Below are 15,002 nucleotides of genomic sequence, written 5' to 3'. Positions count from 1 at the left end.
GCGGTGTCCACCGGCGCCACGGGAAGAGCGACGATGATCTTGCGCGGCGAACGTCGCTTCAACGCGCGAATGGCGACCTTCATCGTCGTTCCGGTCGCCGCCCCGTCGTCAACGACGATCACCGTTTTGCCCGCCACCGACAGGGGCAGGTCTTTCCCACGATATACCGCCCGTCGCCGTTCCAGTTCGGGGCGCTCCTGCGCGATCAGGACACGAAGCGCGCCGTCATCGAGGGCGTATGCCTCCACGATTTCCCGGTTGAGAACGACGTCGGGAGGCTCGCCGTCCACGATGGCGGCCACGGCCAGTTCCGGATTGCCCGGCGCTCCGACCTTTCGAACGATCACGAGGTCCAGCGGCGCCTTGAGGGCCTTGGCTACCTCGGCAGTCACAGGGACGCCGCCTCGCGGCAAGGCGAGCACAATCGGGTCCTTCAGCTGAAGCAGGTCCAGCGATGCTCCGAGCTTCTGCCCCGCCTCCTGGCGATCGCGAAACATCGTCATTCCTCCGGCCACAGGTGGCGCAGTGACTTCTTCATCGAGTTTCGGACCTGGACGATCTCACCGTGGGAAATATGCCGGTCGAGAAGCCTGAACACCGCTACGATCGCCTTGTCGGTGTCGACCTCCGGCTCGTAGCCAAAGCTGTTGCGGACGCAAATGACGAAGTCGCTCTTTTTGCGTTCCCACGTCGGTTCGGCCGGGTTCCACCCTTCGAAATAGATGCCTCTGATCAGCGTCGGCAACTGGGCCGACAGGTCGGCCATTTCCTCCGGCGAAAGCCAGTCGCGCAAGGTATGCAGGACCGCTTTCAGCAGGCGAAATGCGCTTTGCTCATTCCAATCCAGGTCCCTGGCAAGCTCGTTCACCCATTGCTGCGTCTGCTCGGCGGCATGTGTGATCGAAGTGTGTGAAACTGCGTGTGTCATCCTCCTCATCCTTCGACTGTTTTGGTTCTCCCTAGCTGCCCTTGCTGGGAACGGCGCATCGCTCCGGACAAGTTCAACGTCCCGGATTTCAGCCGCCTGCCTTGTTCACCAGCAGCGGGATGATCCGATCGGTCTTGGCGACGGCGGGGCGGCCTGAGCCGGCATAGGGGATGCCGAGCGCATCCCAGGTCTCGACCAGCGCGTCCTGCAGTTCGGCAATCAGCGCGTCCGAATGGAATGGTGTGGGCGTGATGCGCAGCCGCTCGGTGCCGCGCGGCACCGTCGGATAGTTGATCGGCTGGATGTAGATGCCGTGCACGCCAAGCAGCCGGTCGCTCGCCATCTTGCAGAGCTCGGGATCGCCGACCAGCACCGGCACGATATGGGTGGCCGATTCCATCACCGGCAGGCCCGCCGCGGCAAGCACCTGCTTGGTGCGCGCCGCCTGGCGCTGCTGCGCGTCGCGCTCGGCCTGCGAGCGCTTCAGGTGGCGGATCGAGGTGGTGGCGGCGGCCGCGATCGCCGGCGGCAGCGCGGTGGTGAAGATGAAGCCCGGCGCATAGGAGCGCACCGCGTCAATCACCGCACTGGTGCCGGTGATGTAGCCGCCCAGCGTGCCGAAGGCCTTGGCCAGCGTTCCCTCGATGATGTCGATGCGGTCGGCAAGGCCCTCGCGTTCGGTGATGCCGCCGCCGCGCGGTCCGTACATGCCCACCGCATGCACCTCGTCGATATAGGTCATGGCGTTGTAGCGCTCGGCCAGCTCGACGATCTCTCTGATCGGCGCGATGTCGCCGTCCATCGAATAGACGCTCTCGAACACGATCAGCTTGGCGCGCTCGCGCCCCGCCGCCTGCAGCAGGCTTTCCAGATGCGCGACGTCGTTGTGGCGAAAGATCTTCTTTTCTGCGCCGGAGCGGCGCACGCCTTCGATCATCGAGGCATGGTTGAGCTCGTCGGAGAGCACCAGGCAGTTGGGCAAAAGCCGGGCGATGGTCGAGATCGAGGCCTCGTTGGAGACGAAGCCGGAGGTGAAGACGAGCCCTGCCTCCTTGTCATGCAGGTCGGCGAGCTCCCGCTCCAGCTCGACCAGCGGGTTGGAGGTGCCGGAGATGTTGCGGGTGCCGCCGGCGCCCGAGCCCATCTTGCCGGCCGCGGTCTGGAAGGCGGCGATCACATCCTCGTTCTGGCCCATGCCGAGATAGTCGTTGGAGCACCAGACGGTGATTTCCTGGGCGCGGCCGTTGGAACGCCAGATGGCGCGCGGGAACTTGCCCACCATGCGCTCAAGGTCGGCGAAGACGCGGTAGCGCCGCTCCGCGTGGAGCTGGTCGATCGCATCCTCGAAGAACCGCTGGTAATTCATGTCGAGCTCCTGTGCAGCCGAAATCCGTGTTGGGTAGCGCGTTGACCTACCTGGCCGACACCATACGAGGCATGCGAGGACCTCACTTTGAGCTATGTCAATTCCGGGATGCCTCCGGCGGTCGAGACAATGCGACTGGAGGTGGCTTCAGCCCGCGGGCTTGTGTTTCACAAAAAAAAGTGGATGACCGCGATATTTGGAGTAGGAATGATGAACAGCCTGCATTGAGGGTAGTCGTGGACCGGTTCATTGCACGGGCTAATATTGCCCATTTCGAAGACTTGCTTGCCGCGGAAACCGACCCGCAGAAGCGGCGGGTGATCGAGAACCTGCTTGCACGCGAGAGGCAGAAGCTCGAAATCGCGGAGCATCAAGCCGAGGCCGCAGGGAAACCTTCGGATCCAGAGAAATGAGGCCTGGTTGCGGGGAAGGCTCCTCAGTGCACCGGCCCGATGCACTGAGGAAATGATCATCCGTGGTTTCAGGCAGCCTTGACGGTGATCTTCTTCTCGGCCTTCTGCGCTTCGGCCGTCTTCGGCAGCTTTACAGTCAGAATGCCCTTGGTGAAACTGGCGTCGATCTTGTCGGCGTTTACACCTTCGGGCAGCCGGAACGAGCGCTGGAAGGAGCCGTAGCGGCGCTCCGAGAGATAGTAGTCCTTCTCCTTTTCCTCTTTTTCTTCCTTCTTCTCGCCCTTGATCGTCAGCACGTTGTTGGCGAGCTTTATGTCGACGTTCTTTTCGTCGATGCCCGGCAGTTCGGCCGTGATCTCATACGCATCGGCCTTTTCCACCAAGTCCATCGCCGGCGCCACCGGCCACTCGCCGCGCAACTTCGCGGGGAAGTCCCTGCCGAACAGCGAACGGGTAGCGGGCAAGTGGAAATCGAAGGGATGAAAGTCATCGAAAAGCCGGTCGATTTCGCGTCGCAGGCTCTCGAAAGGCCCCGCCCAGTTATCCGATCGGGCGGGAACGTTCTTCTCGGTTCTCACGGGCAGTTTGGTAGCGGCTTCAGCCATGGCTTTTCTCCTCAAAGGTGGATTGGGCAACAAGTACCGCCGCCTCCGCTCTTTCACCGCAGGTCTTCCAGCACGCGCCAGACAGAGGTCGGCGGACCTGCTCGACAGGCATCCTCGCTGAACTGACCCATCCGCTTCGCGACGTCCGCGTTTGACACGGGGTCGATGCGACCGCACTGCAATTCATGCGCGACCTGTCGAGACCGGCATCAAAGCACCGGTATGAGCAGCCATCGTTGATCCGCGTCAAACAAGCCGCAAGAAGGAACGATTGGGGTCAAAGAGCCCGAACCAGGCTCGTTCGATGGACGCCGGATCGCGCCAAGAGGCCTCCTGGCCGGAAAATCTGACTCAAATCAAAGCGCGGAGCGAATCTTCGATCACACTGGCCGAATGTGGAATCCGATCGCAAGCGCGCCACCCGGCCGCAACCTCGAACTGGCCGTCATCGACGACGATGGCGTGCACGCGCTCGTGTTCCCTTGCGAGAAGGCGCCGGTGGGCTGGAAGAATGTCGCGACCGGGGCGCGGGTCGACATCCGTCCGACCCACTGGCGTGTCTGGAATCCGGAGGAGCACCAGCTTGGCTTCCTGCAGATTCCGCACTGATGCGCGCCCTCTGGGGTGTAGCTTTTCAGGGCGGCATGCAGCGGAAGCAAGGACTTGAACCGCGTCGCTTCAATCCGCTTCAGCTCTTCGGATCGGCGATCAAGGCCATGCGCACCAGATGCGAGAGGCTGCTGGCGCCCATCTTGCTCATGACATTGGCGCGATGGATTTCAACGGTCCGCGGACTGATCCCGAGATCATAGGCAATCGTCTTGTTCGGTAGTCCCGAAACAAGGCCGTCGAGCACCTGGCGCTCCCGCTCCGACAGCGTCGCAAGGTTCTTTCGAATTCCGGCTGATTGCGGGTGCGCCGCGATCGGCTGGCTGCGGTGGTCCAGGGCGGAACGAATGGCATCGATCAGCACCTGATCGTCGAATGGCTTCTCGATGAAATCGGCAGCGCCCTCCTTCATCGCCTGCACGGCGAGGGCCACGTCGGCATGACCTGTCATCACGATCACCGGCGCATTCAGGCCGCGCGCCTTCAGCTGCCGCAGGAACTCGATGCCGTCAATGCCGGGCATACGCACATCGGTGACGATGCAGCCGTCGATCTCCTTCGGTTCCGGTGCCAGGAATGCGGTCGCCGACTCATGGAGGCGCACGGCAAAGTCGGCTGTCGCAAGAAGAAAACCCAGCGACTTGCGAACATCGACGTCATCATCGACGACATGAACGACATCATTAGCCACGGGCAACCTCGTCCTTCTCTACGGCACGCAAGGTGAACCGAAATGCCGTTCCTCCGCCGGGCATCGACTCGGCCCAAATATGACCACCATGCGACTCGACGATAGTGCGACAAATGGACAGACCCACTCCCATTCCCTGCTTCTTGGTAGTGACGAAAGGCTGGAAAAGCTGGGCAGAAACCTCGGGCGCCAGCCCCGGGCCGGTGTCGATCACGCCGATCTCCACCATCGCGTCATGTCGCGCCTTGGTCACGACGTGCAATTCGCGGCGGGGCGCGCCTTGCATGGCCTCCACGGCGTTTCTCCTCAGGTTCAGCAATACCTGCTCGATCTGGATTCGGTCGGTCAAGACCAGTTCGGCCGACGGATCGAGATCGTAACTGACACGTACATCCGCTTCCCTGGCGCCGACCAGGGCCAGCGAGGAAGCATCCTCGATGAGCGCCGACAGGCGTTCCACCTGGCGCTCGCTTTCGCCCCTGGCGACAAAATCCCTGAGACGGCGGATGACGTCGCCGGCGCGCAACGCCTGTTCGGCGGCCCTCTCCACGGCTTCCCGCAACATTGTGGCATTCTCGTCCTTGCTCTTTTCGAGGAGACGGCGGCTACCCTTGAGATAGTTCGTGATCGCCGTCAGGGGCTGGTTAATCTCATGCGCCAATGTGGAGGCCATTTCGCCAAGGGCGGTGAAACGCGCCATGTGAAGCAACTCCTGCTGCTGTTCCTGCATCCTGGCTTCCGTCCTGTGGCGCTCCGTCAGGTCGCGGCAGAAGCCGGTGAAGAAGCGCCCTGTTCCCGGATGCATTTCGCCGACGGAGAGTTCCATCGGAAAGGTCGATCCGTCCTTGCGCATCCCGGTTACCGTTCGGCCGAGCCCGATAATGCGGCGTTCTCCCGTTGTCAGGTATCGCTGCAGGTATGTGTCGTGCTCCTCCCGGTATGGCGAGGGCATCAGCATCTTGACGTTTCGTCCGATGACCTCGCCGGCCTGGTAGCCGAACAATATCTCGGCCGCCGTGCTGAAGGATTGGATGTTGGCGCCTTCGTCGATGACGATCATCGCATCGGGTACTGTCGCCAGGATCGAACGTAGGTGATCCTCGCGCAGCTGCAGCGCGGCGTTGGCGAATGACAGATCGCTGACGTCGGTGCCCTGAATGAAGATTGCGGTGATCTGGCCATCCCTCGCCCTGACGGGCTGGTAGACGAAATCGAGGATACGCTCCTCCGCAAGGCCGGTTTCATCGTTGCGCAGGATGATCTTGGCGCTGCGGCCGACGTAAGGCTCGCCGGTTTCGCAGACGCGATCGAGCAATTCGAAGAATCCCTGACCCTCGAGCTCGGGCAAGGCCCCGCGAAACGACTTGCCGATAACCTGCCGCTGGCCGATCAAGTGCTGAAACGCGGCATTGGTCAGCTGAAAGACGTGGTCCGGCTCGCTGAGCAAGGCTATGAAGCCCGGAGCCTGGTCGAACATCAGGGCGAGAAGCTCGTGTTCCGGCAAGATATCGAGGGCGGCCAGCGGCGATGGCTTGGCTGCTTCTGGCCGGCCTTGTTCCGTCTTGCTCACGAGCGGTCTCCGGATCGAGAAACAGCAGCGGCCGACGATTTAGCACGCATCATTCCGCCCGCCAAACAGCGGCGCCGCTGTGACGATTTGATCTGTATCAAGGCGCCCCAAGCTCGCACAATGCAAGTGACAGACATTCCGCGTTCGGAGCGAGGTGCCTGCATGTCCTATAAAACGATAATCGTCAATCTGGCCGTTGATACAGACCCCGCGCCGGTCGTGAAGCTGGCGGTGGAACTGGCGCAGCGCTTCGATGCCCACCTCGTCGGCCTTGCCGCCGCGGACGTCCCGCCTTTGGTGTCCACGGGAGAGGGCCTGGTCTACGAAGGCGAGGTCATGCAGGTCCAGCGCACCGAGATCGAGAAGCGCCTTGCCGAATTGCGCGATATCTTCGAGAAGCTCGTCCCTGGCTCGGTCAGCAGCGAATGGACGCAATACATTTGCGGCCCGACCCGCGCTCTCGGCCTTGCGGCCCGCTCGGCCGATCTCATCGTGACCGCCGAGGGCGGGGAGGATGTCTTCCGTGCCGTCGACGTCGGTAGCCTCGTGCTTGGCGCCGGTCGCCCCGTGCTGGTCACGGCGGGCAATGCCGAGCATCTACTGGGCAAGACCGTCCTTGTCGCCTGGAAGGACAGCCGGGAAGCGCGAAGGGCCTTGTCCGATTCCTTGCCGTTTCTGGCGAAAGCCAACGAAGTGGTCGTCGCCACGATGGAAACCGAGTCCGGGGAAGATGTGCGAAACAGCATCGCCGACGTCGCGGTTTTTCTGGAGCAGCATGGCATCATGGCGCGAACCGAAGTGATCCCCGGCGACGCGGATGGCGACAGGCTGGCGGCGTTTGCGCGGTCAATCCACGCCGATCTGATCGTCTCCGGCGCCTATGGTCACAGCCGGCTGCGGGAATGGGCCTTCGGCGGCGTCACACGCACGCTCATCGGCGAGAGCAATATCAATCGCCTGTTGTCGAACTGATCGGTCGGCCATGGTGACCGGTGGAGCCGATCCGATGGAACGGGCGGCGGTCCGGCCCGCCGAACCGCAGTCGACCGGCCGTGCGCCCGACATCGCCAAGCAGGCCTACTGGTCGCTTGAAGCCGATCGGCTGGTCGGACAACTGGAGACCTCCACTTCCGGACTGCTGAGCGCGGATGCGGCGGCCCGGCTTGCCAAATTCGGACGAAACGCCCTGGTGCCTCGGTCGAACCGATCGGCGTTGGCTGTGCTCGCGCGTCAGTTTCGCAGCCCGCTGGTCCTGATCCTGGTCTTCGCCGCCGCCGTGTCGGTGTTCGTCGGCGAAGGTCATGAAGCAGCAATCATCGGCGCGATTGTGCTCGCCAGCTGTATCCTCAGCTTCACCCAGGAATATGGCGCCTCTCGTGCCATGGAGGCGCTGCAGCAGCGCATCTCCCGCAAGGCCACCGTGCTTCGGGACAGCTTCGAACGGACTGTCGATGTCGAGAACATCGTTCCTGGCGACGTCGTCTGCTTGTCGGCGGGAAATCTCATCCCCGTCGATGGCGTCGTCCTGGAGTCGCGGGATTTCAACGTCAGCGAATCCGTTCTGACCGGCGAAACCTTTCCCGTCGTGAAATCCGCCGGCCGCTCCGCGCCCGAAGCCGGTATCGCGCAACGGACCAACTCCGTGTTCACCGGCACCTCGGTTCGCAGCGGAACGGCAAAGGTGCTTGCCGTCGCCACGGGAGCGCGGACCGAGTTCGCGGCGATCGCCGAAGCCTTGGAGCGGCGGATCCCGGAAACCGAGTTCGCCCGAGGCATCAGAATGTTCGGATATCTGATGACCGAGATCATGCTTGCGATCGTCATCATGGTGTTCTTCGCCAATGTGATGCTCAACCGGCCACTGATCGAATCTCTTTTGTTTTCGCTTGCCCTCGCTGTCGGCCTGACGCCTGAACTGCTTCCCGCGATCATCAGCGTCACCCTGGCCAAAGGCGCGCGCACGATGGCCGCCAGCGGCGTCATCGTGCGTCGCCTCGACGCGATCGAGAATCTCGGCAGCATGGACCTGCTGTGCACCGACAAGACAGGAACGCTGACGGAGGGCGTCATTCACCTCGATGGATCGTTCGATGTCGAGGGCACCGCTTCGAAGGACGTCCTGCTTTGGGCGCTGCTGAACGCGACCTTGCAGACAGGGCTGAAGAATCCCCTGGACGAGGCAATTGCGAGTGCGCCGCATGACCACGAGGATCTGTCCGGTTTCACCAAGATCGACGAGATCCCTTACGATTTTGTCCGCAAGCGGTTGTCCGTCGCCGCGCGGGACAGCTCTCGCGAACAGATCCTCATCACCAAGGGAGCAGTCCAGAATGTCGTCGAGGCGTGTGGCTTCGTTCAAGGTCCGCACGGCTTGACACCCCTTGGCGCGGCGGAGCGCCAGGCGATCGACGAGAGATTCAGGCGCTGGAGCGCGCAAGGATATCGCGTTCTCGGCCTGGCGATCCGGAGATTTCAGGACAAGGCTGGCTTCAGCCGTGACGACGAAACCGGAATGGCCTTCGCCGGCTTCCTGCTCTTTCTCGATCCCCCGAAAGAGGGGGTGCGGAAAACGCTGTCGGCGCTTACTGACCGCGGCATTGGCGTAAAGGTGATTTCCGGCGACAACCGCTATGTCGCCGCGCACCTGGCCGAGGCTGTGGGCCTCCGGTCCGCCAGGATCATGACCGGCGAAGACCTGTCGAAACTGACGAAGAATGGGCTTCTCGCCAGTGTGCGCCATACCGATCTCTTCGTGGAGATCGATCCGAACCAGAAGGAGCGGATTGTCGAGGCGCTGCGCCGGAGCGGCCACGTCGTCGGCTATCTTGGCGACGGCATCAACGACGCGCCGGCGCTTCACGAAGCAGATATCGGCATCTCGGTCGATACCGCCGTGGATGTCGCGCGCGAGGCTGCGGACATCATCTTGCTGAAGCGCGACCTGGGTGTGCTGGTGCGGGGTGTCGATGACGGCCGAAAGACCTTCGCCAACACGATGAAATACATCTCCATCACGACCAGCGCCAATTTCGGCAACATGATCAGCATGGCGGCGGCCTCGCTCTACCTGCCGTTCCTGCCGCTGCTGGCAAAGCAGATCCTGCTGAACAATTTCCTCTCCGACATCCCGGCTCTGGCGATCGCGGGTGACAATGTCGATGCCGAACAGGTGCGCAGGCCGCGTCACTGGGACATCCGTTTCGTCAGGCGTTTCATGGTGAGCTTCGGGCTGGTGAGCTCCCTGTTCGACTTTGCGACCTTCGCTTTCCTTCTTCTGGCCGTTCACGCCACGGCCACCACGTTTCAGACCGCATGGTTCGTGGAATCCGTGCTCACCGAACTTGCCATTGTGCTCGTCGTGCGGACCCACAAAAGGCTGTGGCGCAGCCGTCCCAGCCATTTGCTCGCGGGCCTGACCCTCGGCGTCGGCATTATCTCCATCGCCATCCCCTTTGCCCCGTTTGCAAGCTGGTTCGGATTTGTGCCCCTGGCAGGACCGGTGCTGGCCGGGCTGCTCGCGATCACCGCGCTCTATGTGCTTGTGTCGGAAATGACCAAAAGCTGGCTCTTCGCCCATGGCAGCCGCGGCAAGCGCAGACGAAAAGCGGTTGGTCCACATCTGGATCGAGCCGCGACCAGACCGGGCCGCGCCGCGGGTTAAGCTCGGGGAGGCAGCTCGATGACCGCCGCTGGGCGCCACTCGCACCGGTCTAGAAGTGGAAGAGCGCGCTTCCTGTATGGCGGCGGATCGAGGTCGAGCATCGAAAAGTCGTCATCGGGCGCGATGGCCATTGATATGCGGCCCTTGCCGCCAGCTGACGATGATTGACAGCGGTTTGACAGCTTCCGCATGCGACAACTCCCTTCCATGAAAACCGTATCGATGAGCCTGGCAGCTCTGGGCGTGGCCGCGCTTGTGATGGCCTTGCCGTCGCCCGTCCGGGCGCAGGATGACGACGATGATCATGATCGGGCGCGCGATCTCCATGAGCGCGGCGAAATCGAGGGTCTTGCCGACATCATGGCCATCGTGCGCGCCAAGGCTCCCGGCAAGATTGTTTCGGTCGATCTCATTCGTGCCGAAGGCAAATGGATCTATCGGTTCCAGGTGGTCGCCGCCGACGGCAGGCGCCGGATCGTTGACGTCGATGCCGGGGTGGGCGGTGTCAAGGGTGATGAAGGCCACAGATGAAGATCCTCGTGGCTGAAGACGAACCGCGCATCGCGGCCGACATCGCGGCGGTCCTGAATGCCTCGGGCATGGCTGTCGACATCGTGGACAATGGTGCAGCGGCCTGGTTTGCGGGCGATGTCGAGAACTACGACGCGGCGATTCTCGACCTCGGCCTGCCGAAGCTCGACGGCCTCACGGTGCTGAAGCGCTGGCGCGCAAATGGCCGTCGCTTTCCCGTCCTCATCCTGACGGCGAGGGGGCTGTGGACCGAGCGCGTCGAAGGGATCAACGCCGGCGCCGACGACTATCTCCCGAAACCTTTTGAAATGGAGGAACTGCTGGCGCGGCCGCGAGCCATCCTGCGCCGCTCGAGCGGGCAGGCAGCACCAGTGCTGAAATCAGGCCCTTTGCTGCTCGACACGCGCCAGATGCGCATCTCGCTTCGCGGCGTTCCGGTGGCGCTTTCGCCGCTCGAATATCGGCTTCTCGCGTTCCTGATGCATCATGCCGGCCGTGTGGTCGCATCAACCGAGCTTGCCGAGCATCTGTACAGTTCCGACAACGAACGCGATCCCAACACAATCGAGGTCATCGTCGCGCGTCTGCGGCGCAAGCTTGGCAGCAAGATCATCGAGACGCGTCGCGGTTTCGGTTACTTTGTCCCCGACGGGCCGGATTGATGCGCAATTCGATCCGTTTCAGGCTCTGGTCGGCAAGGGCGATATCGATCGTCATCGCCCTTGCCATCGCCGGTGTCGGTCTTCGCTATCTGTTCGAACTGAACGTCGAGAGGCGTGTTGTCAGTGAGCTGACGGACGATCTCAACGAACTGATCGCCGCGACGAGCTTCACGGCCGATGGCCGTCTGTTTGTGGCGTCCACGCTGGCCGACCAACGCTTCTCCAATCCGCTGTCCGGCCACTACTGGCAAGTGGAAGACCTGGCCACCCACAGCCTCGTTCGGTCGCGCTCACTGTGGGATGCAACGCTGGCCCTGCCCAAACAGGCAGGCAATGGCGAGTTGCGGAAGGAAGAACTCAAGGGGCCCGGCGGCGAGCTCACCGTCGCCGTCATTCGCACGATCACCGATGCGGACGGGCGGGCCTTTCGCGCCGTGGTGGCGGAAGACCATCGCAATGTGGAAGTTTCCGTTGGCGAGTACGTCCGTGACCTTGCGCCGGCCCTCGTTGTGCTGGCCTCCGCCCTGATGGGAGCTTTCTTCATCCAGATCACCGTCGGCCTGGCGCCGCTGGAAAGCCTGAGGATCGCCGTCAAGAACGTGATCGCGCAGCGGACGGCACGGTTGGACGTGGCCGCGCCGAGCGAAGTGCAGCCACTCGCCGACGAGATCAACCGCCTGCTCGACGCCCAGGAGAAAGCCCTCTCTCGGGCGCGCTCGCGTGCCACCGACCTTGCGCATGGCCTCAAGACGCCGCTGCAGGTCCTGTCCGCCGACATCCGGACCCTGCGCAAGAAGGGCGAAAGCGAGCTTGCCGACGAAATCGAGAAGAGCGCGAGCGCGATTCGCCGTCATGTCGAGCGGGAGTTGGCACGCGCTCGTCTGGCGCCTGGTGTTTCGGGCGATGCCGCTTGCCTTGTCCGTGAGGTGTCGAGTGGCGTGGTCGCGGTCGTCAAGCGCACGCCGAGGGGCAAGCAGCTCTCATTCGTCATCGATGCCGCCGAGGATTTCATCGCGCCCGTCGACGAGGGCGATCTTTCCGAGATTCTCGGCAATCTGGTGGAGAACGCGACGCGTTTCGCAAGCTCCGCGGTTCATGTGAGCGCATCGGCAAGCGCTGGCGAGGTGATCATCAAGGTCGTCGATGATGGGCCGGGCATTCCCGAGGCCGCCCTGCACGCCGCTCTGGTACGTGGCGTTCAGCTCGACAGCAAGGGCGGCGGCAACGGCCTCGGCCTAGCGATCGTTTCGGATATCGTCGAAGCCTATGGCGGCCGTCTCGAAATGGCCAATGCCAACTCCGGTCTGGCGGTGACCATCCACCTGCCATGGCATGCTTGAGCGGCGCCCGTCTGGCGAAGCAATTCCACGAAATGGACAGCGCTCCTTTGATCGAGATCAACGTCGCATGCCGCCTGAGATGGCAATGATTTGCCGTCTGAGGAGTGTAGCGAGATGAGCTTTCTCGATTATCTGATGGGCGTTGACGCCAGAATTGCCTTGATGGGACGCATGATGCAGAAAACGGGCGTCGACCGGCAGCTGCGGGTCGTGGCCGATCACGTCGCCGTCACCAATCGCGCCGTGGACCGGTGCCGCTCCTGCGGCCACCAGGACGAATGCGCGGCCTGGCTCGACGAAACCGAGCATGCGGATCACCCGCCGGCCTATTGCCGCAATGGCGACTTGATTGCGCGTTTGCAGTCTATCGGTTGATCGAGCGCCGAGGCCGCGGCCTTGATCGGTTGCCGCCGTGAGCCGCCCTGGCTACCCGGCCGACTAACAGGCGGCTCCTGTGATGCCCTCAACCCGAAGGCGTTCATCTATTGCGTGGCCATCGTGCCGATGGACATCGAGGCGGCCGCGCTGGGCATCGCCTGGATGGCGCTGCTCGTGATCAAGGCACTGACCGGATCGATATGGCTGCTGCTGGGCGGGCGGTTGAGCGGCGGCAAGAGGATGGCCGACGCCATCGCCGGCGCGGCGCTCATTGTCTTTGCGCTGCTGCTGGTTCGCCCCCTGATGCCGTTGTCCGCGATTTGAGTGCGTGCGCCGGAAGCGCGACGGTCTTCAGGAGACAAGCACCACCGAGAATGGCCCGGCGCAAAAGAGCTTGTCCGTGACCTTCTTGACCCCGGCAACGTTCTCGGCCGCAACCACGGCAGCTTTTCGCTGGCGTTCGTCGAAGATGGCGCCGCTCAGCTCAACGTCTCCCTTGTCGACGGTGACGCCGATAAGGTCGCCGCCGACGCTCCAGGACTGCCCCCGCAGCTCGGCAAGAATGTTCCTGCGGATGACCTCGTCGTCGACAGTCGCAGAACCTGATTTGGGCAGAGTGCGGAGCATGATGCGCATCAGATCGGAGCGGCTGACGATGCCGACGATCTTGTCCGCGTCAAGGACAGGCACATTCTTGATGTCGTGGGTTGCCATGAGCTCGACGACCTCGGCAAGCGAAGCGCCTGGCGCTGCCGAAACGACGCCGGCGGTCATGACCTCGGCCACCCGGCGGCCGCTCGAACGGACATACTCGTCGGCGAGCTTGCCTGGACCGGCAAGAAACTCCAGCCAGCGAGGCCGCGCCCGTCTGGTGCCAAGTTCGCCCCGGCGCAGGAAATCGCCTTCGCTGATGATGCCAGCCAGCGATCCGTCGTCTCCCACGACCGGCAGGCAGCGGATGTTCCTGGTCAGCATCAGATCGGCCGCTTCGGCGACCGAGGCAGAGGTGGCGATTGTGACCACCGGCGTCGTCATGATGTCCCGAGCCTGCATCGAAGTCTCCCGCTATCGTCAGCCTTACTCTCGGACGTCGGCGGCAACGCCGCCTTGATCTACGTCAGTTTGATCGCGGGGCTTCCTTGTCTCGCGTATCGGGTTCGATCAGTATCCGCTCGGCGGCTCCGTCGAGATCCTCGTATTGGCCACTGCGCAAGGCCCACAGGAAGCCGGACAGACCGAGAGCGCCGAGGAACAGGGCCACTGGAATGAGATAGACGAGCGTGGTCATGGGTGCGCCGCTTCGATGGCGTCGCTGCGGCGCCTGGCGGGAGCGGCTTCAGGAGCCGCTTTCGCCGTCGTCTGAAGCCGCATCGCATTTGCGATCACGATCAGCGAGGAAGCGCTCATCGCGATCGCCGCAATCAGCGGCGTCACATGTCCGAGGATGGCGATCGGCACGGCGAACGCGTTGTAGATGATCGCGATTGCGATGTTCTGGCGGATGAGCCGGCCTGCCTTGCGCGAAACATCCAGGGCGAGCGGTACCGCCAGCAGGCTCTCGCGCAGGAAGACGAAATCCGCGGCCTGGCGGCCGATGTCGGCCGCGGTCGCCGGAGCCATCGAGACATGCGCGGCGCCGAGCGCCGGCGTGTCGTTGAGGCCGTCGCCCACCATCAGCACCTTGTGACCGGCGCGAGCCAGCGCCTCGATCCTCTCGACCTTGCCCGATGGCAGCAGGGCCGGCACGAAATTCTCGATGCCCAAGGCTCCCGCCGCCTCGCCGCAGGCTCTCGCGGTGTCGCCGGAAAGCATCTCGACCGAGATGCCGGCGTCCTTCAACCGTTCCACCGTCGCCTTCGCATCGGCGCGCGTGGCATCCTCGAAGGCGAAGCATGCGACGATCCTGCCATTCTTCGCGAGGACCGTGCCGCCAAGGCCGCCATACCGCCCTTCACCGCCGGTGCGGGCCTTCCATCCGGCCCAGCCGCGCCGGCCAAGGCGCCAGATATCGCCGCCCGCGGACGCTTCGATGCCGAAGCCCGGCTCCTCCTGCACGCGGTCGAATTGGGTTCGATCGCGAACGCTGCCATAGGCCGCCAGCGCCTTCGAGAACGGGTGCCGGGAATGCGCCGCCAGATCTGCCGCGATCGCCAGCATGGCCGGATCGATCGACGCCGCATTGACGAGCCTGGGCAGCCCCAGAGTGAGCGTCCCGGTCTTGTCGAACACAGCCGCGTCGATCGCCGCG

18 protein-coding genes are annotated in these 15,002 nt (G+C 63.3%); 9 read left to right on the top strand and 9 right to left on the bottom strand.

Going from position 1 to position 15,002, the window contains the following annotated elements:
* From EOA24_RS09465 to hemA, 3 genes are all read right to left on the bottom strand, one after another.
* Window positions 1-497 (bottom strand): phosphoribosyltransferase family protein (locus EOA24_RS09465; RefSeq protein WP_127409762.1); only part of this gene is annotated, 497 nt, incomplete at its 3' end.
* A 2-nt stretch (window positions 498-499) separates the two neighbouring features.
* Window positions 500-868, bottom strand: coding sequence for a DUF2267 domain-containing protein (locus EOA24_RS09460; protein WP_245467253.1), 369 nt, complete (start codon window positions 866-868; stop codon window positions 500-502).
* Between the two features lie 148 nt (window positions 869-1,016).
* The gene (hemA, locus tag EOA24_RS09455; RefSeq protein ID WP_126079246.1) at window positions 1,017-2,294 is read right to left on the bottom strand and encodes a 5-aminolevulinate synthase; all 1,278 of its coding nucleotides are present in this window, start codon (window positions 2,292-2,294) and stop codon (window positions 1,017-1,019) included.
* A 41-nt stretch (window positions 2,295-2,335) separates the two neighbouring features.
* Between hemA and EOA24_RS09450 the strand changes: the two genes are divergently transcribed.
* A complete protein-coding gene (locus EOA24_RS09450) occupies window positions 2,336-2,707 on the top strand; it encodes a hypothetical protein (RefSeq protein WP_126079245.1) in 372 nt (123 codons plus the stop codon).
* 68 nt (window positions 2,708-2,775) lie between these two features.
* Here the strand turns inward: EOA24_RS09450 and EOA24_RS09445 are convergent, their stop codons facing one another.
* Window positions 2,776-3,312, bottom strand: coding sequence for an Hsp20/alpha crystallin family protein (locus EOA24_RS09445; RefSeq protein WP_126079244.1), 537 nt, complete (start codon window positions 3,310-3,312; stop codon window positions 2,776-2,778).
* Between the two features lie 393 nt (window positions 3,313-3,705).
* On the opposite strand from EOA24_RS09445, the gene EOA24_RS09440 reads away from it, so the two are divergent.
* Window positions 3,706-3,921 (top strand): hypothetical protein, encoded by a 216-nt coding sequence (locus EOA24_RS09440; RefSeq protein ID WP_126079243.1) that lies wholly within the window; start codon window positions 3,706-3,708, stop codon window positions 3,919-3,921.
* A gap of 79 nt (window positions 3,922-4,000) precedes the next feature.
* Here EOA24_RS09440 and fixJ read toward each other — a convergent pair whose 3' ends face one another.
* Together fixJ and EOA24_RS09430 are read right to left on the bottom strand one after the other, a co-directional pair.
* Window positions 4,001-4,612, bottom strand: coding sequence for a response regulator FixJ (gene fixJ, locus EOA24_RS09435; protein ID WP_126062679.1), 612 nt, complete (start codon window positions 4,610-4,612; stop codon window positions 4,001-4,003).
* Window positions 4,605-6,089 carry a PAS domain-containing sensor histidine kinase gene (locus EOA24_RS09430; RefSeq protein WP_127409761.1) on the bottom strand — a complete coding sequence of 495 codons (1,485 nt, stop codon included), beginning with the start codon at window positions 6,087-6,089 and terminating at the stop codon, window positions 4,605-4,607. Before EOA24_RS09430 ends, fixJ begins: the two co-directional genes overlap by 8 nt.
* A 255-nt stretch (window positions 6,090-6,344) precedes the next feature.
* On the opposite strand from EOA24_RS09430, the gene EOA24_RS09425 reads away from it, so the two are divergent.
* The 7 genes from EOA24_RS09425 to EOA24_RS09395 all read left to right on the top strand — a co-directional run bounded on the left by EOA24_RS09425 (window position 6,345) and on the right by EOA24_RS09395 (window position 13,078).
* Entirely contained in the window at window positions 6,345-7,154 is an 810-nt protein-coding gene (locus EOA24_RS09425) for a universal stress protein (protein WP_126083549.1), read from the top strand.
* Window positions 7,155-7,188: 34 nt separating this feature from the next.
* Window positions 7,189-9,843, top strand: coding sequence for a magnesium-translocating P-type ATPase (gene mgtA, locus EOA24_RS09420; protein ID WP_245467252.1), 2,655 nt, complete (start codon window positions 7,189-7,191; stop codon window positions 9,841-9,843).
* A gap of 243 nt (window positions 9,844-10,086) precedes the next feature.
* A complete protein-coding gene (locus EOA24_RS09415) occupies window positions 10,087-10,374 on the top strand; it encodes a PepSY domain-containing protein (RefSeq protein WP_245501778.1) in 288 nt (95 codons plus the stop codon).
* A complete protein-coding gene (locus EOA24_RS09410) occupies window positions 10,371-11,036 on the top strand; it encodes a response regulator transcription factor (protein WP_126079239.1) in 666 nt (221 codons plus the stop codon). Before EOA24_RS09415 ends, EOA24_RS09410 begins: the two co-directional genes overlap by 4 nt.
* Window positions 11,036-12,376: a HAMP domain-containing sensor histidine kinase gene (locus EOA24_RS09405; RefSeq protein ID WP_127409760.1), complete on the top strand. Its 1,341-nt coding sequence runs from the start codon at window positions 11,036-11,038 to the stop codon at window positions 12,374-12,376. The genes EOA24_RS09410 and EOA24_RS09405 overlap by 1 nt, the downstream gene beginning before the upstream one ends.
* A 114-nt stretch (window positions 12,377-12,490) precedes the next feature.
* Window positions 12,491-12,751, top strand: coding sequence for a DUF6455 family protein (locus tag EOA24_RS09400; RefSeq protein WP_126079237.1), 261 nt, complete (start codon window positions 12,491-12,493; stop codon window positions 12,749-12,751).
* Between the two features lie 114 nt (window positions 12,752-12,865).
* Window positions 12,866-13,078: a hypothetical protein gene (locus EOA24_RS09395; protein WP_127250423.1), complete on the top strand. Its 213-nt coding sequence runs from the start codon at window positions 12,866-12,868 to the stop codon at window positions 13,076-13,078.
* Between the two features lie 27 nt (window positions 13,079-13,105).
* Here the strand turns inward: EOA24_RS09395 and EOA24_RS09390 are convergent, their stop codons facing one another.
* The 3 genes from EOA24_RS09390 to EOA24_RS09380 form a co-directional block, all read right to left on the bottom strand.
* The gene (locus EOA24_RS09390; protein WP_127250424.1) at window positions 13,106-13,807 is read right to left on the bottom strand and encodes a CBS domain-containing protein; all 702 of its coding nucleotides are present in this window, start codon (window positions 13,805-13,807) and stop codon (window positions 13,106-13,108) included.
* A 64-nt stretch (window positions 13,808-13,871) separates the two neighbouring features.
* Complete coding sequence (gene ccoS / locus EOA24_RS09385) at window positions 13,872-14,042, bottom strand: cbb3-type cytochrome oxidase assembly protein CcoS (RefSeq protein ID WP_126079235.1); 171 nt, start codon at window positions 14,040-14,042, stop codon at window positions 13,872-13,874.
* A partial coding sequence (locus EOA24_RS09380; protein WP_127409759.1) for an HAD-IC family P-type ATPase occupies window positions 14,039-15,002 on the bottom strand: 964 nt, incomplete at its 5' end. The genes ccoS and EOA24_RS09380, both read right to left, overlap by 4 nt.

It is taken from the genome of Mesorhizobium sp. M2A.F.Ca.ET.039.01.1.1 (assembly GCF_003998035.1).
Lineage (GTDB): Bacteria > Pseudomonadota > Alphaproteobacteria > Rhizobiales > Rhizobiaceae > Mesorhizobium.
This window is presented reverse-complemented; position numbering and strand designations above follow the sequence as displayed.